The 21,230-nt window shown below is 74.3% G+C and carries 18 protein-coding genes; 9 read left to right on the forward strand and 9 right to left on the reverse strand.

Annotated elements, in window-relative coordinates:
• Positions 1–48 precede the first annotated feature (48 nt).
• The 5 genes from ACI79D_RS15890 to ACI79D_RS15910 form a co-directional block, all read right to left on the reverse strand.
• Complete coding sequence (locus ACI79D_RS15890) at positions 49–1,566, reverse strand: mannitol dehydrogenase family protein (protein WP_456919406.1); 1,518 nt, start codon at positions 1,564–1,566, stop codon at positions 49–51.
• A 25-nt stretch (positions 1,567–1,591) separates the two neighbouring features.
• On the reverse strand, positions 1,592–2,704 hold the full coding sequence (locus ACI79D_RS15895) for an ABC transporter ATP-binding protein (RefSeq protein WP_456919407.1): 1,113 nt from the start codon (positions 2,702–2,704) through the stop codon (positions 1,592–1,594).
• 87 nt (positions 2,705–2,791) lie between these two features.
• On the reverse strand, positions 2,792–3,685 hold the full coding sequence (locus tag ACI79D_RS15900) for a carbohydrate ABC transporter permease (protein ID WP_456919408.1): 894 nt from the start codon (positions 3,683–3,685) through the stop codon (positions 2,792–2,794).
• Positions 3,682–4,644, reverse strand: a complete 963-nt coding sequence (locus ACI79D_RS15905; protein WP_456919409.1) for a carbohydrate ABC transporter permease — start codon at positions 4,642–4,644, stop codon at positions 3,682–3,684. Before ACI79D_RS15905 ends, ACI79D_RS15900 begins: the two co-directional genes overlap by 4 nt.
• A 52-nt stretch (positions 4,645–4,696) precedes the next feature.
• The gene (locus ACI79D_RS15910) at positions 4,697–6,058 is read right to left on the reverse strand and encodes an ABC transporter substrate-binding protein (protein ID WP_456919410.1); all 1,362 of its coding nucleotides are present in this window, start codon (positions 6,056–6,058) and stop codon (positions 4,697–4,699) included.
• Between the two features lie 150 nt (positions 6,059–6,208).
• On the opposite strand from ACI79D_RS15910, the gene ACI79D_RS15915 reads away from it, so the two are divergent.
• The 8 genes from ACI79D_RS15915 (at position 6,209) to ACI79D_RS15950 (ending at position 15,513) form a co-directional block, all read left to right on the forward strand.
• Positions 6,209–7,159, forward strand: coding sequence for a sugar-binding transcriptional regulator (locus ACI79D_RS15915; RefSeq protein WP_456919411.1), 951 nt, complete (start codon positions 6,209–6,211; stop codon positions 7,157–7,159).
• A 40-nt stretch (positions 7,160–7,199) separates the two neighbouring features.
• Positions 7,200–8,009, forward strand: coding sequence for a phosphotransferase (locus tag ACI79D_RS15920; RefSeq protein WP_456919412.1), 810 nt, complete (start codon positions 7,200–7,202; stop codon positions 8,007–8,009).
• A gap of 201 nt (positions 8,010–8,210) precedes the next feature.
• Positions 8,211–9,173, forward strand: a complete 963-nt coding sequence (locus ACI79D_RS15925; RefSeq protein WP_456919413.1) for an MBL fold metallo-hydrolase — start codon at positions 8,211–8,213, stop codon at positions 9,171–9,173.
• Between the two features lie 8 nt (positions 9,174–9,181).
• The gene (locus ACI79D_RS15930; protein WP_456919414.1) at positions 9,182–10,780 is read left to right on the forward strand and encodes an FAD-dependent monooxygenase; all 1,599 of its coding nucleotides are present in this window, start codon (positions 9,182–9,184) and stop codon (positions 10,778–10,780) included.
• A gap of 57 nt (positions 10,781–10,837) precedes the next feature.
• Positions 10,838–12,043, forward strand: coding sequence for a cupin domain-containing protein (locus ACI79D_RS15935; protein ID WP_456919415.1), 1,206 nt, complete (start codon positions 10,838–10,840; stop codon positions 12,041–12,043).
• Positions 12,040–13,230 carry a fumarylacetoacetase gene (fahA, locus tag ACI79D_RS15940; protein ID WP_456919416.1) on the forward strand — a complete coding sequence of 397 codons (1,191 nt, stop codon included), beginning with the start codon at positions 12,040–12,042 and terminating at the stop codon, positions 13,228–13,230. Before ACI79D_RS15935 ends, fahA begins: the two co-directional genes overlap by 4 nt.
• Before the next feature lie 47 nt (positions 13,231–13,277).
• A complete protein-coding gene (locus ACI79D_RS15945; RefSeq protein ID WP_456919417.1) occupies positions 13,278–14,726 on the forward strand; it encodes an aldehyde dehydrogenase family protein in 1,449 nt (482 codons plus the stop codon).
• A 94-nt stretch (positions 14,727–14,820) separates the two neighbouring features.
• Positions 14,821–15,513: an IclR family transcriptional regulator gene (locus tag ACI79D_RS15950; RefSeq protein ID WP_456919418.1), complete on the forward strand. Its 693-nt coding sequence runs from the start codon at positions 14,821–14,823 to the stop codon at positions 15,511–15,513.
• Between the two features lie 13 nt (positions 15,514–15,526).
• On the opposite strand, the gene ACI79D_RS15955 is transcribed toward ACI79D_RS15950, so the two are convergent.
• A complete protein-coding gene (locus tag ACI79D_RS15955) occupies positions 15,527–16,945 on the reverse strand; it encodes an amidase (RefSeq protein WP_456919419.1) in 1,419 nt (472 codons plus the stop codon).
• A 28-nt stretch (positions 16,946–16,973) separates the two neighbouring features.
• On the reverse strand, positions 16,974–18,305 hold the full coding sequence (locus ACI79D_RS15960; protein WP_456919420.1) for an MFS transporter: 1,332 nt from the start codon (positions 18,303–18,305) through the stop codon (positions 16,974–16,976).
• A gap of 111 nt (positions 18,306–18,416) precedes the next feature.
• On the opposite strand from ACI79D_RS15960, the gene ACI79D_RS15965 reads away from it, so the two are divergent.
• The gene (locus tag ACI79D_RS15965) at positions 18,417–19,430 is read left to right on the forward strand and encodes an Lrp/AsnC family transcriptional regulator (RefSeq protein ID WP_456919421.1); all 1,014 of its coding nucleotides are present in this window, start codon (positions 18,417–18,419) and stop codon (positions 19,428–19,430) included.
• 21 nt (positions 19,431–19,451) lie between these two features.
• Here the strand turns inward: ACI79D_RS15965 and ACI79D_RS15970 are convergent, their stop codons facing one another.
• Together ACI79D_RS15970 and ACI79D_RS15975 are read right to left on the reverse strand one after the other, a co-directional pair.
• Positions 19,452–20,714: an MFS transporter gene (locus ACI79D_RS15970; RefSeq protein WP_456919422.1), complete on the reverse strand. Its 1,263-nt coding sequence runs from the start codon at positions 20,712–20,714 to the stop codon at positions 19,452–19,454.
• 136 nt (positions 20,715–20,850) lie between these two features.
• Positions 20,851–21,174 carry a hypothetical protein gene (locus ACI79D_RS15975; protein ID WP_456919423.1) on the reverse strand — a complete coding sequence of 108 codons (324 nt, stop codon included), beginning with the start codon at positions 21,172–21,174 and terminating at the stop codon, positions 20,851–20,853.
• Between the last annotated feature and the right edge of the window lie 56 nt (positions 21,175–21,230).

Consider the following 21,230-nt stretch of genomic DNA (forward strand, 5'->3'; position numbering starts at 1 on the left):
CTCCCCGGAGGCGGGCCGCGCGCACAAGGGGGGACGGCAGCCGCCGGGTCAGCGCCCCGGACCGCCGACCGACGGGGACGGCGAGGGCAGGGGCCCGGCGACCACGGCCTCGAGGGTGGCCCGGGCCCCCCGCTCGTGCAGCGAGGTGAGGGCGGCCAGGTAGGCGGCGGTGAACCGCTCGTCGTCCACGAGGTCGCCGAACAGGTCGCGGTCGGCGACGAAGGCCAGCGGGTCCTCCCGCTGTCGGACGGCGCGCGCCCGGAGCGAGTCGCGCCGGCGGTCGGCGACCTCGATCGGCCGCCCCTGCTCGTCCGCGCCCTCCGAGTACCGGGCCCAGCCCGCGACGACCGTGGCCGACCGCCGGATCTCGCCGCCGGAGGCCAGGTTCTCCCGGACGACCGGGAGCAGCCACTTCGGCAGCCGCTCGGAGCCGTCGAAGGCCAGCCGGGCGAGGGTGTCCCGGATGTGGGGGTTGGAGAAGCGGGCGATCAGGTCCCGCCGGTAGTGGTCGAGGTCGATCCCGGGGACCGGCCGGAGGGTCGGCGTCGCCTCCTCCTCCATGTAGCCGAGCAGGAACCGCTGGAACAGTGGGTCCTGCGCCGCGTCGTGCACCAGCTCGTAGCCGGCCAGCCGCCCGAGGTAGGCCAGCCCCTGGTGGCCGGCGTTGAGCAGCCGCAGCTTCATCCGCTCGTAGGGGTCGACGTCGGCGACGACCTGGACGCCGGCGTCCTCCAGCGGCGGGCGCCCGAGGCCGAACCGGTCCTCCAGGACCCACTGGGTGAACGGCTCGCACACGACCGGCCACCGGTCCTCGATCCCGAACCGGCGGGCGACCTCCGCCCGGTCCTCGTCCGTGGTGGCCGGCGTGATCCGGTCGACCATCGAGTTGGGGAAGGGCACCTCCCGCTCGACCCACGCGCCCAGGTCCGGGTCGCGCAGCGCGGCGAAGGCGCCGAAGGTCCGCCGGGCGACGTCCCCGTTGTGCTGGATGTTGTCGCAGGAGACGACGGTGAACGGGGCCAGCCCGCGCTCCCGACGGCGGACCAGGGCCTCGGTCACCAGCCCGAACGTCGTCCGCAGCGCGGCGCCGGGCCGCAGGTCGCCGACGACGTCGGGCGCGGTCGCGTCGAACTCCCCGGTCACCGCGGAGATGTTGTAGCCGCCCTCGGTCACCGTGAGCGAGACGATCCGGGTGGTCTCGGCCGCCATCTTCTCGACGACCGCGTCGGGGTCCTCCGGCGCCAGCAGGTACTCGACGATCGACCCGATGACCTGCGGCTCGTAGGACCCGTCCGCGTTCTTGACGACGAGGGTGTAGAGGCAGTCCTGGGCCGCCATCACCTCCGCCATCCCGCGGTCGGCCGGCAGGACGCCGACGCCGCAGATGCCCCAGTCCTCCGCGCCGCCCTGCTGCAGGAGGCGGTCGACGTACACCGCCTGGTGGGACCGGTGGAACGCCCCCACCCCGAGGTGCACGATCCCGGGCCGGACGCGGGACCGGTCGTACGTCGGCACGGGCAGGGTGCCGGCCAGGGTCGGCAGGGACCCCGCGTTCAGCGGTGGCACGGCTCTCCTCCTCCTGCTGCCGGGCTCAGGCGGGCAGCCGCTGGCCCGTCGACGGAGAGAACAGGTGCTCCCTGCCCGGCTGGATCCGCAGGTACACCAGGTCCCCCTTCGCGGGCGGCCGGCCGGGGTCCACCCGGGCGACGAGGTTCTCGTTGATGTCCCCGGCGTCCTGGGCCAGTTCGGGCAGCCGCCCGTGGAGGAACGCGTCTGAGCCGAGTTCCTCCACGACGCCGACCTCGACCGGGAACGCCCCGGGGTCGCTCTCCGAGACCAGGTCGAGGGACTCCGGCCGGAAGCCGGCGACCACGGTGTCGGCGCCCTCCGCGGACAGCGCGCTCAGGGTCGTGGTGGACAGCGGGAGGCGGGCCCGGCCGAGGACGGCGTGCCCGTCCTCGAGCCGGAACTCGGCGATGTTCATCCCCGGGGAGCCGATGAACCCGGCGACGAAGACGTTGGCCGGTTCCTGGTAGAGCCGCAGCGGGGTGTCGCACTGCTCGAGGACCCCGGCCCGCAGCACCGCCACCCGGTCGCCCATGGTCATCGCCTCGACCTGGTCGTGGGTGACGTAGACGGTGGTGGTGGCCAGGCGGCGTTGCAGGGCCGCGATCTGGGTGCGGGTCTGCACCCGGAGCTTGGCGTCGAGGTTGGACAGCGGCTCGTCCATCAGGAAGACCTGCGGCTGGCGCACGATGGCCCGGCCCATCGCCACCCGCTGCCGCTGGCCGCCGGACAGCGCCTTGGGCTTGCGGTCGAGGAACGGCTCGAGGTCGAGGATCTTGGCGGCCTCGGCGACGCGGGTGGAGATCTCCTCCCGGCTCTTCCCGGCGAGCTTCAGCGCGAAGCCCATGTTGTCGCCCACCGTCATGTGCGGGTACAGGGCGTAGCTCTGGAACACCATGGCGATGTCCCGGTCCTTGGGCTTGACGTGGGTGACGTCCCGGTCGCCGATGCGGATGCTGCCGCGGTCGACGTCCTCCAGGCCGGCGAGCATCCGGAGGCTGGTCGACTTGCCGCACCCGGACGGGCCGACGAGGACGAGGAACTCACCGTCGGCGATCTCCAGGTCGAGCGCGTCCACCGCGGGGCGCTCGGCGCCCGGGTAGATCCGGCTCGCCTTGTCGTAGGTGACGGACGCCATGGGGGTCTCCTCGCTGGGTGGACCGGGGTCACGCCCCCGGGTGGACGACGGCCTGCACGGGCTCCGGCTCCCGCCGGGCTGCGGCCCTCACTTCACGGCGCCCAGGGACAGGCCCTGCACCAGCTTGTCCTGGGCGGCGAAGCCCGCGACCAGCACCGGCAGGGACACCACGAAGGCCGCGGCGCACATCTGGGCCAGGAACAGCCCCTGGCTGGTCACGAACCCGGTCAGGTACACCGGCGCGGTCAGCGCCCGGGTCCCGGTGAGGGTCCGCGCCAGCAGCAGCTCGTTCCAGCTGAAGATGAAGCAGATCAGCGAGGTGGCGGCGATCCCGGGCAGCACGATGGGCGCCACGACCTGGCGCAGGGTCCGCAGCAGCCCCGCGCCGTCCATCGCGGCCGCCTCGAGGATCTCCACGGGGACCTCGGCGAGGAACGACCGCATCATCCAGACCGCGATCGGCAGGTTCATCGAGGTGTAGAGCACGATGAGCAGCCAGATGTTGTCCAGCAGCCCGCTCCACTGCGCGAACAGGTAGATCGGCAGGATGCCGGCCACGACGGGGAGCATCCGGGTGGACAGGAAGAAGAACATCACGTCGGTCCACTTGCGCACCGGCCGGATCGACAGCGCGTACGCCGCCGGGATGGCCAGCAGCAGCACGAGGACCGTGGACACGATGCTGGCGGTCAGCGAGTTGAGCAGGGACGGCCAGGGGTTGGTGCCGGTGCCGACGCCGAAGAACGTCCGGTAGCCCTCCAGGGTCAGCGGCGCGAGGACCGAGGGCGGGTTGGTGGCGGCGGCCTCCTCGCTGTGGAGCGACGTGAGCACCATCCACAGCACGGGGAGCACGAAGAGCACTCCGATCAGCCAGGCGAGCAGGCCGAGGACCAGCCCGCCGCGGGGCTTGCGCGGCCGGCGGGTCTGCCCCTCCGTCGTGCGGGTGGCGGGGACCGGGGCGACGTCGGTGACCGAGCTCATCGCGCGTTCTCCTCCTGGAACAGCGTCGACACCGTGCGCAGCGCCAGGGTGGCGATGATGATCGTGCCGATCACGGTGATGACGCCTGCGGCGGACGCCAGGCCGTAGTCGTGGGCGGTGTAGAAGGTCTGGTAGATCGTGTAGGGCAGGTTCGCGGTGCCCAGCCCGCCCGAGGTGATGACGAAGACCGCGTCGAAGGTCTGCACGATGTAGATCGCCCCCAGCAGCGCGCCCAGCTCCAGGTAGCGGCGCAGGTGCGGGAAGGTCATGTAGCGGAAGATCTGCCAGCTGCTCGCGCCGTCGATGCGGGCCGCCTCGATCACGTCCAGCGGCCGGCTCTGCAGGCCCGCCAGCAGGATCAGCATCATGAACGGCGTCCACTGCCAGATCAGGGCGATCTCGATCGACGCCAGCGGCGCGATCGTGATCCAGTCCGGCTGCGGTGGGCTGTCGGAGCCGAACAGCCCCCAGATCCAGGTCAGGGCGCCGTTGAGCAGGCCGTACTCCGGGTTGAACAGCGCGTGCTTCCACAGCAGCGCGGCGGCGACCGGGACGACGAGGAACGGCGTGATCATCATCGTCCGGACCGCACCCCGGCCGAGGAACTTGCGGTCCAGCAGCAGCGCGATGACCAGGCCCAGCACCAGGCTGACCAGGACGACCACCACGGTCAGCTCGATGGTCACGATGATCGCGTCGCGCGTGGCGACGTCGGTCAGCACGTCCGCGTAGTTGCCGAAGCCCGCGAAGCCGCGCTCGTCCGGGTAGTAGGCGTTCCAGTTCATGAACGAGATGACCAGCGTGACCACGAAGGGCAGCTGGGTCACGATGATCATGAAGACCAGCGCCGGCAGGAGCGGCGCCCGCCGCGCCCAGTCGGCCGACCGCCGCAGGGCTCCGCCGGGCGGGGGGCCGGGCGGCCGGACGTCCTCGCGGCTGCGTTCCAGGGTGGTGCTCATGGCCGCTCCTCCGGGTCGGGGGGAGGTCCGGACGGTGGGCGTGCGGTGGCGGTCATCCGCTGCCCCGTTCGCGGTAGCGCTCGGCGACGTCCTCGGCCAGCTGCTGCCCCCGGTCGAGGGCCTCCTGCACGGTCATCCGGCCGGCGATCGCCGAGCTGACGTCCTGGGACACCCGCGTGCCGAGGTCGGGGAACTCCGGGATGCCGACGAACTGGATGCCGGGGGCCGGGCGCGGCTGCACGCCGGGGTTCTCCGGGTCGGCCGATTGGATCGCCTGGACCGTCGGCTGGGCGAAGGCACCGGCCTCGGCGAGGTAGTCGGGGTTCTCGTAGGTCGACGCCCGCTTGCCCGCCGGGACCCGTGACCAGCCGAGCTCGCTGCCGACCAGTTCCTCGTACTCGCGGCTGGAGGCCCAGGAGATGAACCGCCAGGCGTTGTCCTTCTTCTGGCTGGCCTGCTGGATGCTCCAGGCCCAGGCGTACAGCCAGCCCGAGCTGCGGGTCTCCACGACCGGCGCGGCGACGTAGCCGATCTTGCCCTTCACCGGGGAGTCGGCGGCCTCCAGCGACCCGGCGGCCGAGGTCGCGTCGTACCACATCGCGACGTTGCCCTGGATCATGTTGTTGAGGCACTCGGTGAACCCGGCCTGCGGAGCGCCGGTCTCCCCGTGCTCGCGGACGAGGTCGACGTAGAACTGCGTGGCCTCGACGAACCCGCCGCTGTCGACCTGGGCCTGCCAGTCCTCGGTGAACCAGGTGCCGCCGAAGGTGTTGACCACCGTGGTCAGCGGCGCGAACAGCTGCCCCCAGCCGGGCTGGCCGCGCAGGCAGATGCCGGCCATCCCCGGCTGCGTGCCGTCCACCGCCGCGGCGATGTCGGCGACCTGCTGCCACGTCGGGTTCGGCGGCATGGCGATCCCGGCGGCCTCCAGGACGTCGGTGCGGTACATCAGGAACGAGGACTCGCCGTAGAAGGGCTCGCCGTAGACCCGGCCGTCCTCGCCGGACAGCGACTGGGTCATCGGCCCGAGGACGTCGGCCTGGTCGAACGCGGAGTCGGCCGCGATGTAGTCGTCCAGCGGCGCCACCCACCCGCTGCGGGCGTAGATCGGGATCTCGAAGTTGCTCAGCGTGGCGACGTCGTACTGCCCGGCCTGGCTGGAGAACTCCTGGCTGATCTTGTCCCGGACGTCGTTCTCCGGCAGCACCGTGTAGTTGACCGTGATGCCGGTCTCGGCGGTGAAGTGCTCCGCGGTGAGCTGCTGGAGGTCCACCATCTGCGGGTTGTTGACCATCAGCACGTTGATGCTGTTCGGCCCTCCACCGCCGGGCCCGCCGCCCCAGCCGGCACACCCGCCGACCCCGGCCGCAACCACGGTCGCCGCGGTCGCGGCCAGGACGCGTCTGGGCACCATCTCGTCCTCCAGTGGCGAGCACGGAAGCGACTGCTCAGATGAGCGGGAAGACCCTCAAAAGTGTGAGCTGAGTCTCGGGGGCACGGGCACCGGCGTCAAGATGCCGTGTGATAGTGAGTGACGGGGCGCTCAGATGAGCAGGAGTGGGCAGTGACAGCAGAGCAGACCGGTCCGGCCCGCGTCGTCCTCACCGCGTCGATCGCCCGCCGGTACTACCTGGAGGGCCGGTCCAAGGTCGAGATCGCCGAGGAGTTCGGGCTGAGCCGCTTCAAGGTGGCCCGGCTGCTCGACAGCGCGCGGCAGAGCGGCCTGGTCCGCATCGAGATCCGCCACCAGGGGGAGATCGACGTCGACCTGTCGGCGCGGCTGCAGGCCCGGTTCGGGCTGCGGCACTCGGTGGTCGTCGACACCCCGGACGACGACGTGCGGTCGTTGCGCGACCACGTCGGCCGGGCCGCCGCGCAGTTGCTGGCGGAGATCACCACACCGGAGGACGTGCTCGGCCTGGCGTGGGCGCGCTCGGTGAGCGCGATGGCCCGCGCGCTGCCCCGCCTGCCCGGGGTCCCGGTCGTGCAGCTCACCGGGGCGCTCTCGCTGCCGGACGGGCCCGACACCTCGGTGGACGCGGTGCGCGACGCGGCCGGCGCGTCCGGCGGCGCTGCGCACTGCTTCTACGCCCCGCTCACGGTGCCCGACGCCGCGACCGCCCGGGCCCTCCGCCAGCAGCCCGAGGTCGCCCGGGCGCTCGGCCAGCTGCCGTCGGTGACCAAGGCCGTCGCCGGCGTGGGGCTCTGGGCGGCGGGGCAGTCCACGGTCTACGACGCGGCGTCCGAGGAGGACCGGCGGGCGCTGCACGACCTGGGGGTCTGCGCCGACATCTCCGGCGTCTTCGTCGACGCCGACGGCGCACCGGTGCCGACCGACCTGGCCGACCGGATGATCGGGATCACCGCCGAGGAGATGCGTGCCATCCCGGAGGTCGTCGTCATCCCCTACGGCGTGGGCAAGGCCCCGGCCGTCCGCGCCGCCCTCCGCAGCGGACTGGTCGGCGGCATCGTCACCCACGCGGCCCTCGCCCAGGCCGTCCTCGACGGGCGCTGACGGGCTCCCCGCGGGGTCCGGGGAGGACCAGGATGGGCAGGTGCCCGAGGAGAGGGAGCCGGAGGTCGTCCTCACGGGGGGCCTGACCAACCGGGGCCGGGTGGTGCGCATCGGGGACACCGTGCGGCGGCCCCAGCGGTCCACCAGCCCGGCCACCCGCGCGCTGCTGGGCCACCTCGCCGACGTCGGGTTCCGCGGCGCACCGCGCTTCCTCGGGGTGGACGACCGGGGCCGCGAGGTCCTCTCCTACGTCGCCGGCACCGCAGTGACGCCGCCGTACCCGGCCTGGGCGCTGACCGACGAGGCGCTGGTCAGCGTGGCCCACCTGCTCCGCGACTACCACCGGGCCGTGAGCACCTTCGACCCTGCGCCGCACGCCTGGCCGCCGTCGCCCCCGCCGCCCTTCGCCGGGACGCTGGTCAGCCACAACGACCCCAACCTGGACAACGTCGTCTTCCGGGACGGCCGCGCCGTCGCCCTCATCGACTTCGACCTGGCCAGCCCCGGCAGCCGGGTCTGGGACGTCGCCTGCGCCGCTCGGCTCTGGGCGCCGCTGCGGCCGGACCGGCACATCCCCGACCGCCGGCGCGGACGGGCGCTGGACCGCCTCCGGCTGTTCGTCGACAGCTACGGGCTGACCGGTCCCGAGCGCGAGCGCGTGGCGCTGGCGGTCCTGCGCAACCACGAGTGGTGCTACGACATCGTCGGCACCGCGGCGGCCGACGGGCACGCCGCCTTCGCCGACTACCTGGGCGGCGCGGGCCTGCGCGCCGCCGAGACCCACCAGTGGTACCTCGACCACGGCCATCTGCTGCGCGAGGTCCTGCTCCGGCCACCGTCCCGCTCCTGATCCGCGGGGTGGCACTCACTCCACCCCCCTGGCCCGGCACCGCCGTGGCCCGCCATCCGCGGGCTGCGTGGCGATCGCGGCAGCCCGAGGACGCCCGGATCCGGTCGGCGGGGCTTGTGTCGGGCACCACAACGTCGTAGCCTCGCAGTCGATAAGCGGATCGCTCGTCCGATTATGGAACACAGTGAGGGAGACCCGTCCATGGCCGCCAAGCCCTTCGCCTCCTCCGCCGACCTCGGCGTGAAGGAACAGACCCTCGAGGTGCTCGCCGACGGCGTGTACGCGCTGACCGCGGAGGGGGACCCGAACCTCGGCGCCATCGAGGGCGAGGACTTCCTGGTCTGCTTCGAGGCCCTGGCCACGCCGGTCGCGGCTCGCCGCTGGCTGGCCAAGCTGCGCGAGCACACCGACAAGCCGGTGCGCTACCTGGTGCTCAGCCACTACCACGCCGTCCGCGTGCTGGGCGCCAGCGCGTTCGACGCGGAGGTGATCGTCAGCTCCGAGCAGACCAAGCACCTCATCGAGGAGCGCGGCCAGCAGGACTGGGAGAGCGAGTACGGCCGGATGCCGCGGCTGTTCGAGGAGCCGGAGTCCATCCCCGGCCTGACCTGGCCGACCATGACCTTCCGCGACAAGCTCACCATCGAGCTGGGCGGCGACCGCGGTGAGCTGGTGCTCGAGTTCCTCGGCCGCGGCCACACCGAGGGCGACATCGTGGCCTGGCTGCCCAAGCAGGAGATCGTCTTCGCCGGCGACCTCGTGGAGTCGCAGGCCGCGCTCTACACCGGCGACGCGTTCCACTTCGACTGGGCGGCCGACACCCTCGACCGGGTCAAGGCCCTCGGCGCACGGCAGCTGGTCGGCGGGCGCGGCGCCATCGCCCGCGGCCGCGACCAGGTGGACGCCGCGATCGAGCAGACCCGCGACTTCCTGCTCACCATGCAGCGCACCGTCGGCGAGGCGCACCGCTCCGGCGGCACGCTCAAGGACGCCTTCGCCGCCACCCACGAGGCGCTGGCCCCCAAGTACGGGAAGTGGCCGATCTTCGAGCACTGCCTGCCCTTCGACGTGCAGCGGCTGTGGGACGAGTTCTCCGGCATCGAGCGCCCCGTGATCTGGACCGCCGAGCGCGACCGCCAGGTCTGGGACGAGCTGCAGGGATGAGGCCCGCGATGACCTCCGACCTGCCCGTGCTGGTCGTCGGCGCCGGCCCGGTCGGCCAGACCGCGGCGCTGCTGCTGGCCCGCTGGGGCCTGCGGGTCGTCGTCCTCGACGGCCGCCCCGAGCGGGACGCGATCGGCAGCAAGGCCATCTGCCAGCAGCGCGACGTCCTCGACGTCTGGGACGCCGTCGGCGTCGGCGCCGAGGTCGCCCGCCGCGGCGTCACCTGGACGACGGCGCGCACCTTCCACCGCGACGCCGAACTGTTCAGCTTCTCCTTCGCCGACCGCGGGAAGTCCCCGTTCCCGCCGTTCGTCAACATCTCCCAGTGCGAGACCGAGCAGCTGCTCGACGCGCGGATCGCCGAGCAGCCGCTGATCGAGGTGCGCTGGGGCTCCCGGGTGGTCGGCGTCGCCCAGGACGAGACGGGCGCGACCCTCACCTGCGCGACGGCGGACGGCGAGGTCCCGGTGCGCGGCTCCTACGTCGTCGCCTGCCCCGGCCCGCGCAGCGACGCGCTGCGGTCGGCCCTCGGACTGACCTTCGAGGGCGAGACGTTCGACGACCACTTCCTCATCTGCGACATCCGCACCGACCTGCCCGGCTGGGAGACCGAGCGCCGCTTCTACTTCGACCCGGCGTGGAACCCGGGCCGGCAGGTGCTCATCCACCCCTGCCCGGACTCGACGTTCCGGATCGACTGGCAGGTGCCGGCGGAGTTCGACCTCGCCGCCGAGGAGGCCTCGGGCGGGCTGGACCGGCGGATCCGGCAGGTCATCGGCGACCGCGACTACGAGGTCGTGTGGAAGTCGGTCTACCGGTTCCACTCGCGGGTCGTGGACCGCATGCGGGTCGGGCGGGTCCTGGTCGCCGGTGACGCGGCGCACCTGGTCTCCCCCTTCGGCGCACGCGGGCTCAACTCCGGGGTCCTCGACGCCGAGAACGCCGCCTGGAAGATCGCCTTCGTGCTCCACGGCTGGGCGCCGGAGTCGCTGCTGGACAGCTACCACGACGAGCGGCACGCCGCGGCCCTGGAGAACATCGAGGTCACCGGCGCGACGATGCGGTTCCTCGTGCCCGGCAGCGAGGCCGACGCCCGGCACCGGCTCGACGTCCTCGAGCGGGCCGCCACCGACCCGGCCGCCCGGGCGCAGGTCGACTCGGGCCGGCTGGCCGAGCCGTTCTGGTACGTCGACTCGCCCCTGACCACCCCGGACGACCGCCGCCCGTTCCCCGGCCGGCCCGCCCGCGGCGACGTCCCCGTCCCCGCCCCCGGGGTGCTGGTGCCCGACTGCCCGGTCACCGTGCCGGGCCGGCCGGACGTCGTCCGGCTGCGCCAGCTCGCCCGCGCGGGGGTCACCGTGCTGGTCGGGGACGACGCCGAGACGCCGTCCCTGCCCGACCTCGGCGACCTGCCCGTGGCAGTGCACCGCATCCGCGATCTGGACGGCGGGCCCACGCTGCGCGAGGCGCTCGGCGTCCGGCCCGACGAGGTCTGGGTGCTGCGGCCCGACGGTCACGTGGCCGCCGTCCTCACCCGCGCCGCCGACGTCGCCCCCGCGGTGGCCCGGCTGCTCGCCCGCCCGATCCCCACCCCCGTCCCGGCCTGAACCGATCGAGGGGCAGAAATGGCCATTTCTGCCCCCTCACCGCAGGAGGCACATCCGATGGCGTTCTACCGGCAGGTGGGCAGCGTCCCGCCGAAGCGGCACACCCAGCACCGGCGTCCCGACGGCGGGCTGTACTACGAGGAGCTGGTCGGGGAGGAGGGCTTCTCCAGCGACTCCTCACTGCTCTACCACCGCGGCGTGCCGTCGGCGATCGTCGACGCCCGCCCGTGGGAGCTGCCCGACCAGTCCCTGACCCCCAACAGCCCGCTGGTGCCCCGGCACCTGAAGCTGCACGACCTGTTCCCCGGCGAGGAGCACAAGGCCGTCGACCCGGTCTGCGGCCGCCGGCTGGTGCTGGGCAACGGCGACGTCCGCATCTCCTACGCGGTGTCGTCCCTGACCAGCCCGTACTACCGCAACGCGACCGGCGACGAGTGCGTCTACGTCGAGCGGGGCGCGGCGACGGTGGAGACGGTGTTCGGCGCGCTGGAGGTCGGCCAGGGCGACTACGTGGTCATCCCGCGGACCACCACCCACCGCTGGATCCCGACCGGCACCGAGCCGCTGCGCACCTACGCCGTCGAGGCCAACAGCCACATCGCGCCGCCCAAGCGCTACCTGTCGAAGTACGGGCAGTTCCTCGAGCACGCGCCCTACTGCGAGCGGGACCTGCGCGGCCCCGCCGAGCCGCTGCTCGCCGAGGGCACCGACGTCGAGGTCTACGTCAAGCACCGCGGCAACGGCCCCGGCGGGCTGGCCGGCACGGTGCACGTCGTCCCGGAGCACCCGTTCGACGTCGTCGGCTGGGACGGGCACCTCTACCCGTACGCGTTCAACGTCCGCGACTTCGAGCCGATCACCGGCCGGGTCCACCAGCCGCCGCCGGTGCACCAGGTCTTCGAGGGCAACAACTTCGTGATCTGCAACTTCGTGCCGCGCAAGGTCGACTACCACCCGCTGGCGGTCCCGGTGCCCTACTACCACTCCAACGTCGACTCGGACGAGGTCATGTTCTACGTCGACGGCGACTACGAGGCGCGCAAGGGCTCGGGTATCGGCAAGGGCTCGATCAGCCTGCACCCGGGCGGGCACTCCCACGGCCCGCAGCCCGGCGCGGTCGAGAACTCCCTCGGCGTGGAGTACTTCGACGAGCTCGCCGTCATGGTCGACACCTTCCGGCCGCTGGACCTCGGCGAGGCCGGCACCGCCGCCGACGACGGGAAGTACGCCTGGACCTGGTCCGGTCGGGGGCCGAGCGCATGAGCTGGCTCGACCTCCCGACCGGCACCGGCTTCGGGCTGGACAACCTCCCCTACGGCGTCTTCTCCACCCCCGGCACCGCGCCGCGGACCGGGGTCGCGATCGGCGAGCACGTGCTCGACCTGGCCGCGGCCACGGGGGACGACGGGCACGCCACCGGCTCGCTCAACGCGTTCATGGCGCGCGGGCCGCAGGCGTGGGCGCGGGTGCGCGAGCAGCTGACCGCGTGGTTCACCGACGAGGCGCACCGGGCGGCGGTGCAGCCGCACCTGGTGCCGCGGTCGGAGGTGACCCTGCACCTGCCCATCGAGGTCGCCGACTACGTCGACTTCTACAGCTCGCAGCACCACGCGGAGAACCTGGGCCGGATGTTCCGGCCCGACTCCGCGGCGCTGACGCCGAACTGGAAGCACCTGCCGATCGGCTACCACGGCCGCTCGGGAACCGTGCAGGTCTCGGGCACCCCCGTCGTCCGGCCGAACGGGCAGCGCAAGGCACCCACCGACGACGCCCCGACCTTCGGGCCCTCACAGCGGCTGGACATCGAGGCCGAGGTGGGCTTCGTCGTCGGCACGCCGTCGGAGCTCGGCCGGCCGGTGCCGGTGGCCGACTTCCCGCAGCACGTGTTCGGCGTCTGCCTGGTCAACGACTGGTCCGCCCGGGACCTCCAGTCGTGGGAGTACGTGCCGCTGGGCCCGTTCCTCGGCAAGTCCTTCCTCACCTCGCTGTCGCCGTGGGTGGTGCCCCTGGCCGCGCTGGAGGCCGCCCGGGTCGCCGCGCCGGCCCGCGACGTGCCGCTGCTCCCCTACCTCGACGACACCGACTCCCCCTGGGGTCTCGACCTCACCCTCGAGGTCCGGCTCAACGGCGAGCTCATCAGCTGCCCACCGTTCGGCGGGCTGTACTGGACGCCGGCCCAGCAGCTCGCGCACATGACGGTCAACGGCGCGTCCCTGCGCACCGGTGACCTCTACGCGTCGGGCACCGTCTCCGGCCAGGGCAAGGACCAGCGCGGCTCGTTCATCGAGCTGTCCTGGGGCGGCACCGAGCCGCTGACCCTCGCCGACGGCTCCACCCGCACGTTCCTCGAGGACGGCGACGAGGTGACCATCACCGCCACCGCGCCCGGCGCCGGCGGCGGCCGGATCACCTTCGGCGAGGTCACCGGGCGCATCCAGCCAGCGCCGTGAGCCCCGCCGTCCCCTCCCCCGCTCCTCCCTCCGACCGAAAGGCGACGATGACCACCCCCACCGGAAGCGAGCCCGGAACCCCCACGCCGGAGACGCCGACCTACGACGACCTGCTGGCCGCCGTCACCGACCCCGGCGGCCGCGAGGTCCTCGACCCGGCGACGGGAGAGGTCGTCGGCCGCGCTCCGGTCCGCTCCGTCGAGGACCTCGAGGCCGCCGTCGCCCGTGCCCGCGCCGCGCAGCCGGCCTGGGCGGCCCGTCCCGACGCCGACCGCATCGAGCTGCTCCTGCGGGCGGCGGACGCGGTCGAGGCGGCGGCCGAACCGCTCGCGGAGCTGCTCTCCCGGGAGCAGGGCAAGCCGCTCAACGGCCCGAACGCCCGCTTCGAGGTCGGCGCGTGCGCCGCGTGGCTGCGCGCCACCGCGGCCACCGAGCTGCCGGGCGGGACCGTGGTGGACGACGGCGAGACCCACGCCGAGCTGCGCTACCGCCCGGTGGGCGTGGTCGGCGCGATCGGCCCGTGGAACTGGCCGATGATGATCACGATCTGGCAGGTCGCCCCCGCGCTGCGGATGGGCAACACCGTGGTGGTCAAGCCCTCGGAGTACACCCCGCTCTCCGTGCTGGCCCTGGCCGAGGTCCTGAACGGCGTGCTGCCCGCCGACGTCCTCACCGTCGTCGCCGGCGAGCGGGAGGTCGGCGCGCGCCTGTCGGCCCACCCGAGCGTCGACAAGCTGATGTTCACCGGGTCCACCGCGACCGGCCAGGCGATCATCCGCAGCTCCGCCGACACCGTGAAGCGGCTGACCCTGGAGCTCGGCGGGAACGACGCCGGCATCGTGCTGCCCGACGCCGACCCGCGCGCGATCGCGCAGGACCTGTTCTGGGGCGCGTTCATCAACACCGGCCAGACGTGCGCGGCGCTCAAGCGGCTGTACGTGCACAACGACGTCTACGACGAGGTGTGCGCGGCGCTGGTCGAGGTCGCGAAGGCGATGCCGATGGGCCGCGGTCTCGAGGAGCAGAACGTGCTCGGCCCGCTGCAGAACCGCGCGCAGTACGAGATCGTGGCGCGGCTGGTCGACGCCGCGCGCGAGTCCGGCGCGAAGGTCCTCGTCGGCGGCGACCCCGACCCCGACGCCCCGGGCCACTTCTACCCGACGACGATCGTGGCCGACGTCGACGACGGCAACCCGCTCGTCGCCGAGGAGCAGTTCGGCCCGGCGCTGCCGATCGTCCGCTACGAGGACGTCGACGACGCCGTCGCCATGGCGAACGCGCTCGACGTCGGCCTGGGCGCCTCGGTGTGGAGCAGCGACCGGGATGCCGCCCGCGCCGTCGCCGCCCGGCTGGAGGCCGGCACCGTCTGGATCAACGCCCACGGCGGGGTGCACCCGATGATCCCGTTCGGCGGGGTCAAGAAGTCCGGCTACGGGCTGGAGTTCGGCGTCGAGGGCCTCAAGGCGGTGGCCGTGCCGCAGGTGGTCAACGGCTGAGGGCCCGGCACCGCCCCGCCGTCCGGACCCACCCGGGCGGCGGGGCGGTGCCGCGTCCGTAGGGTGGTGTCGAGCGGCACGGGAGGGGGTGGCGATGGTGGCGGACGAGGGCGCGAGCACGCCGCAGTCGCAGACGCTCGACCGCGGCCTGCGGGTCCTCGAGCACCTGGCCGCCGCCGGGCGACCGCAGCCGATCGCGGAGATCGGGCAGGCGCTGGGGCTGCACCGGTCGATCACCTACCGGCTGCTGCGCACGCTGGAGGACCACCAGCTCGTCGAGCGCGACGCCGTCGGGCACTTCTCGCTCGGGCTCGGGGTGGCCGCGCTGGCCCGCGGCGTCCGGACCGGGCTGCAGGCCGCCGCGCTCCCCCGGCTCAACGAGCTCGTCGCGGAGCTGGGCATGACCGCCTTCCTGGTCGTGCGCACCGGCGACGAGGCGGTGACCGTGACCAGCGTCGAGCCACACGACTCCCCGGCGCACGTCACCTACCGCCCGGGCACCCGGCACCCCGTCGGCCGCGGCGCCCCGGGCCTCGCACTGCTCATCCCGGAGCCGCCGTCCCCCGACGACCGGCCGGAGCTCGCCGCGGCCCGCCGCACCGGCTGGGCGACGTCGCGGGGCGAGGTCATCCCCGGCATGCACTCGGTCGCCGCCCCCGTCCTGGGGCCCGACGGCGGGGCCCGCGCGGCACTGGCCGTCGTCTACGTCGACGACACCATCGACGTCGACCGGGTGGGCCGGGCCGTGGCCGCCGCCGCAGCGAAGGTCGCCGCCGCCCTCCGCTGACCGCCGCCCCGGCTCACCCGGAGAGCGGCGGGCGCAGTCGGCCGTGCCCGGTCGCCTGCTCGAACGCGTGCGCGACCTCGAGGACCCGCCGGTCGGCCCGCGGTGGCCCGACGACCTGCAGGCCCACGGGGAGCCCCTCGGGCGTGAACCCGCCCGGCACGCTCACCGCAGGGCACCCGGTGGCCGAGATCAGCGAGCAGGAGCGCATCCACTCCAGGTAGTCGCCCATCGGCCGGCCGTCGACCTGCGTGGGGTACTGGAGGTCGACGTCGAAGGGCAGCACCTGGGTGGTCGGCGCGAGGAGGACGTCGTACTCCGCGAAGAACGCGACCACCTGCCGGTGCAGCCGGGTGTGCGCCAGCTCGGCCCGGCCGACGTCCTCGGCGGGAAGCCGGAACCCGCGCTCGACGTTCCACCGCACGGTCTCCTTGACCCGGTCCGGGTGCCGGCGGACGGCGTCGCCGAGGGTCGTGGCGAAGTGCCAGGCGCGCAGGACGTCGAAGGTCTCGTCGGCGCCGGCGAGGTCGGGGCAGGCCTCGGTGACCACGGCGCCGAGGTCCTCGAAGGTCTTTGCCTGCGGGGTGAGGACGGCGGTGACCGCGGGGTCCACCGGGATGCGGCCGCCGAGGTCGGGCGCCCACGCCACGCGCAGCCCCTTCAGATCGGTGTCGAGGGCTCCGAGGAACAACGACCCGGGCTGCTCCAGCGACAGCGGTGCCCGCGGGTCGGGGCCCGCGAGGACCGACAGCAGCAGCGCCACGTCGGCGACGGTGCGGCCCATCGGGCCCTGGACGCCGAGGGTCTGCCAGCCCAGCCCGGTCGGCACCATCGGCACCCGCCCCGGGGTGGGCCGCAGCCCGACGACGTTGCAGAAGGCCGCGGGGTTGCGCAGCGAACCGCCCATGTCGCTGCCCTCGGCTAGCGGCACCATCCCCGCGGCGAGCGCGGCGGCCGCTCCCCCGCTCGACCCGCCGGCGCTGCGCCGCAGGTCGTAGGGGTTGCGCGTGGGCCCGAACAGCGGGTTGGTGGTGTGCGAGCCTGCGGCCCACTCCGGGACGTTGGTCTTGCCGACCCGGACCGCGCCGGCGTCCCGGATGCGCGCGACGACCAGCTCGTCCTCGGTCGGCACGGAGTCGGCCATCAGCGGCGATCCCCACGTCGTCCGCATCCCCGCGGTGGCGTGGGTGTCCTTGTGCGCCACCGGCAGGCCGTGCAGCGGCCCGACCGGTCCGCCCGCGGCGAGCCGCCGGTCGGCCTCCCGTGCCGCGGCGCGGGCCGCGTCGTCGTCCCGGGTCACGATGGCGTTGACCAGCGGGTCGAGCCGGTCGATCCGCGCCAGGTGCGCCTCCAGCAGCTCGACGGCCGAGACCTCGCGGCGGCGGACCAGGGCTGCCTGCGCGACGGCGGACAGGGTGCACAGCTCCTCGGACACGGTCGGTCCTCCTCTCGATCGGTCCGGCTCAGGACAGCTCGGTGCCGCGGGTCTCGCGGGTACGCCAGACGGTCAGCAGCGTGACCACCCCGAGGACGACGACGTAGCCGGTGAACAGGTCCTCCTGCCCGCGGCTGCCCAGCCACGTCTGCAGGTAGGGCGCCGTCCCGCCGGTCAGCGCGACGGCGATCGAGTACGGGATCGCCATGCCCGACGCCCGGACCCGCGTCGGGAACAGCTCGGCGAACCACGCGGGCACCATCGAGGCGCTGGACGCCAGGACGACGAGGGCCAGCGACATCGCGACGCCCAGCTGCCAGGCCTCGTCCTGGATCAGCGCGGTCAGCGGGAAGGCCAGGACGACGGTGCCGATCCCGAAGACGAACCCGTTGGGCCGGCGTCCCCACCGGTCGGACAGCGCGCCCCACAGCGGGAGGACGGCGAGGAAGACGACGTTGGCCACCACCCCGGCCCACAGCGCCTTGCCGGGGTCGATGCCCTTCACGCCGATGGCGTAGGCGGGGGCCGCGACCGCCCACGTGTAGTAGAAGACCGTCCCGCCGACGGTCAGGCCGATCACCCGCAGGGCCGCCCAGCGGTGCGCCCACACGCCGGTGAGCAGTGACGGGGACGACGCCTCGGCGGGGACCGCGGTCCGGGCGCGCTCCTGCCGGAAGGCGTCGGTCTCGGCCAGTGAGCGGCGCAGCCAGAGGGCGTAGCCGCCCAGCGCGGCCCCGACGAGGAACGGGATGCGCCAGCCCCACGACGTCATCGCCTCCGGCGACACCGTGCTTGTCAGCACCGCACCGATCAGCGTGGCCGCCAGCGTGCCGGTGGTGATCGCCACGTACATCGTCGAGGCCCACAGTCCGCGGCGGCGGGCCGGCGCCATCTCGGCCAGGTACGTGTGCGACGAGCCGATCTCGCCGCCGTGCGCCAGGCCCTGCACGCAGCGGGCCAGGAGCAGCAGCGCCGGCGCCGCGACGCCGATGGCCTCGTGGGTCGGGGCCAGGCCGATGACCAGGCTGCCTGCGGCGCACAGCACCATGGCGTGGGCCATGGCCGTCTTCCGCCCGCGCCGGTCGGCGAGCCAGCCGAAGAGGAACCCGCCGAGAGGCCGCATGAGGAACCCGACGGCGAAGACGCCCAGCGTGGACAGCAGCGCCGAGACGGGGTCGGTGGGCGCGAAGAACTGCGCGGCGAAGAACGGCGCGAAGATCGCGTAGACGCTCCAGTCGTACCACTCCAGGGCGTTGCCGATGCCGGTGGCGGCGAGGACGCGGCGACGGCTCGACGAGCGGGCCGGCGGGTCGGCCGGGTGCCGGGGACCCCCGGTCCCGACGGCGGCGGGTGCGGCCATGACTCCTCCTGGGGACGACCTGAGTGCGAACTGGGTCACAGAGTCCGGCCGGACCACGAAGATCGGCAACGCTCTTGTCGCGACTGACGGAATCGGCCACGCTCCTGGCTCATGACGACGCCTCCGGGGCCGCTCACGCCGCTGGACCGGCGCATCGTCGGCGCGCTGCAGGTCGACGGGCGGGCGTCCTGGCGGCAGATCGCCGCGGTGCTGGGCGAGCCCGAGCGCACCGTGGCCCGCCGCGGGGCCCGGCTGGTCGAGGAGGGCTGGGTGGTGGTCACCGCGCTGCCGGCGCGGACGCGGATCGGCGCGGGTGACCCGTGGGTCCTGCGGGCGCAGTGCGCGCCGGGGACGGCGCGGCTGGCGGCCGGGGCGCTGGCGCGGCGGCGGGACTCGATCTTCACCTACCTCGTGACCGGCACGTCCGACGTCGTGGCCGAGGTGGTCTGCCGCGACGAGCACGTCGCCGCGCTCACCCTGGAGGAGCTGCCCGCCGTCCCGGGGCTGGGGCGGGTGAGCAGCGCGCCCGTGCTGCGCTACCACCGGACCGTGCACGACTGGATGCCGGACCTGCTGGCCCCGGACGAGCGGGCGGCGCTCGCCCGCGACGTCCCCGACATCCCCCTCTCCGGCGCCGCCCCGAGGGTGGCGCTGAGCGGCGTGGACCGGCTGCTGCTGCGGGCGCTCGCGGAGGACGGGCGGCGGACCAGCGACGAGCTGTCGCGGCTGTGCGCGGTGTCCGAGGCGACGGTGCGGCGGCGGATCGAGGCCCTGCGCTCCGACGGCGTCGTCTACTTCCGCGCCGTCGTCGAGCCCGCGCTGCTGGGGCTGCCGGTCGAGGCCCTGGTGTGGCTGCGCACCGCTCCCGGCCGGGTCGACGAGCTGGGCCGGGCGCTCGCCGCGGCGTCGTCGGTCCGGTACGCGGCGGAGCTCGCCGGCGAGTGGTCCTTCCTCGTCGACGTGGCCGCCCCGGACAAGGCGGCCCTGCGGGAGCTGATCACGACCTCCCCCTGGTCGGCCTCCGTGGCGGCCCTGGAGGTCTCGGTCGTCGTGGAGTCGCTCAAGCGCAGCGCCGTGCTCGCGTCCCGGCTGCGCGCCACCGGCGACCGGGACGACGTCGGCTGACTGCCCGGGCACCCCGCCGGGTCACAGGCCCGCCGAGCCCGGCACGCGATCCCCCGGGGGGCCGAGCGGTCTCTCCAGCCGCCGGTACGCCAGGCCCCCCAGCACGGCCAGGGCGGCGAGACAGCACAGCGCCGCCGGACGGCCCGCCCACGAGGCCACCGCCGCGTCGACCGCGACCGCGAGGGGCGGTCCTCCGAGCTGGCCGGTGCTCGAGCCCTGCATCAGCAGGCCCACGGACGCCCCCGCCGACGCGGTGCCGGCGGAGATCGCGGCCACCCCGCTGAAGGCGGCGGCCGGGACCAGGCCGGCCGTCGCGGAGAACACCAGGGCCGAGGCGATGCGCACACCGAGCGGCAGTCCGGCGTCCAGCACCCCCCACACGGTCACCCCCATGCAGGCGCTGCCGGCCACGAGCAGCCGGCCGCGCGGCACCCCCCGGTGGAGGAGGACCGCACCGAGCACGTTGCCGGGGGCGTTGACCAGGAAGACCAGGGCGCTGACCAGGCCCGCGGAGGCCAGCGACAGCCCGCCGTCGTCGACGAGCACGGCGGGCAGCAGCCCGACGACGGCGAGGTACTGCCCGGCGTAGAGCCCGAAGACCGCCGCGAGGCAGAGGACCCCCGGCGACCGGAGAGCCCGCGCCAGACCGCCGCGCGCCGGCTGACGGGCCCGGGTCGCGGGCACCCACCGGACCACGGCCAGCAGGACGCACGCAGCCAGGCCCGCGTCGACCAGCCAGGTGCCCCGCCAGCCCACGAGCGCGACCCCACCGGGCACCAGCAGCGTGGCCAGGCCGGCACCGACCGGCATGTAGGCGCCCCAGGCGCCGACGACCAGCCGGCGGTGCACCGGCGCGGAGACCTCCGGGAGCAGCGCGGGAGCGGCGAGGACGACGAGCACCAGCCCCAGGCCCTCGGCGGCCCGGGCGGCCAGCAGCCACCCGCTCGACGGGACGAGTGCTCCTCCGGCGCTGGCGAGCAGGATCGCGAGCAACCCGAGCAGCACCTGACGGCGGAACCCGAGCGCCTGCCCGAGCCACCCCAGGACGGCGCCCACCACCGCGCCGATCGCGCTGACCACGGAGAGGAACCACGCCGCTGCGGCCGGGCTGAGGCCGAACTCGTCCTGCAGGACGGGCAGCGCGGCGGACGCCTTGCCGATCTGGGCCGCGGCGACCACCCCGGCGGCCATCAGGCTCAGCACGGCCGCCCAGCGCGTCCCGTCCCCGGCGCTCCGCTCCGCGACCGCCGCCGCCGACGTCGACCTGCTCGACCGACGCGCCACCGCTCCACCCCCGTGCTCGGACCCCGGCCCTCCTCTGTACCGGATGGGCCGACTCCCCGATGGACCGCCCTCGCCGCACCGGCGGCCAGGCGCGCCGCCGGCCGCGACCGGTCAGGTCACCACCCGACGCGCCCGGTCAGGTCACCACCCGCCGCGCCCGGGGACCCAGCACCAGCGCCCACGCGGCCAGCGCCAGCCCGGCGGCGGGGACGACGACCAGCGCGACGCCCACCGACCCGTGCCCCGCGCCGTGGTGACCGGCCGGCACCAGCGGGTGGGCGCCGAGCATGGCCGCGGACACGACGGCGGTCTGCAGCCACGCCCGCCGGCAGGGCAGCAGCGCGAGGTGCACGGCACACGGCAGGCAGGCCGCGCCCATGCCGAGCAGCACCACCACCTGCACCGACGACGGCGTTCCTCCGGTGGCCAGGGCGAGCACGTGCACCGCTGCGGAGGCCATCGCCACCAGGACCGCGCACCAGCGCAGCGGAGCCGACCACCGACTTGTCTTCGTAT

Source organism: Geodermatophilus sp. SYSU D00708, from assembly GCF_054050115.1.

What these genes read in the sequence shown, in the direction of transcription:
- ACI79D_RS15935 (WP_456919415.1), top strand. Translation starts at nt 10,838, where the DNA reads ATGGCGTTCTACCGGCAGGTGGGCAGCGTCCCGCCGAAGCGGCACACC.
- ACI79D_RS15930 (WP_456919414.1), top strand. Translation starts at nt 9,182, where the DNA reads ATGACCTCCGACCTGCCCGTGCTGGTCGTCGGCGCCGGCCCGGTCGGC.
- ACI79D_RS15910 (WP_456919410.1), bottom strand. Translation starts at nt 6,058, where the DNA reads ATGGTGCCCAGACGCGTCCTGGCCGCGACCGCGGCGACCGTGGTTGCG.
- ACI79D_RS15895 (WP_456919407.1), bottom strand. Translation starts at nt 2,704, where the DNA reads ATGGCGTCCGTCACCTACGACAAGGCGAGCCGGATCTACCCGGGCGCC.
- fahA (WP_456919416.1), top strand. Translation starts at nt 12,040, where the DNA reads ATGAGCTGGCTCGACCTCCCGACCGGCACCGGCTTCGGGCTGGACAAC.
- ACI79D_RS15900 (WP_456919408.1), bottom strand. Translation starts at nt 3,685, where the DNA reads ATGAGCTCGGTCACCGACGTCGCCCCGGTCCCCGCCACCCGCACGACG.
- ACI79D_RS15945 (WP_456919417.1), top strand. Translation starts at nt 13,278, where the DNA reads ATGACCACCCCCACCGGAAGCGAGCCCGGAACCCCCACGCCGGAGACG.
- ACI79D_RS15960 (WP_456919420.1), bottom strand. Translation starts at nt 18,305, where the DNA reads ATGGCCGCACCCGCCGCCGTCGGGACCGGGGGTCCCCGGCACCCGGCC.
- ACI79D_RS15950 (WP_456919418.1), top strand. Translation starts at nt 14,821, where the DNA reads ATGGTGGCGGACGAGGGCGCGAGCACGCCGCAGTCGCAGACGCTCGAC.
- ACI79D_RS15965 (WP_456919421.1), top strand. Translation starts at nt 18,417, where the DNA reads ATGACGACGCCTCCGGGGCCGCTCACGCCGCTGGACCGGCGCATCGTC.
- ACI79D_RS15905 (WP_456919409.1), bottom strand. Translation starts at nt 4,644, where the DNA reads ATGAGCACCACCCTGGAACGCAGCCGCGAGGACGTCCGGCCGCCCGGC.
- ACI79D_RS15925 (WP_456919413.1), top strand. Translation starts at nt 8,211, where the DNA reads ATGGCCGCCAAGCCCTTCGCCTCCTCCGCCGACCTCGGCGTGAAGGAA.
- ACI79D_RS15975 (WP_456919423.1), bottom strand. Translation starts at nt 21,174, where the DNA reads ATGGCCTCCGCAGCGGTGCACGTGCTCGCCCTGGCCACCGGAGGAACG.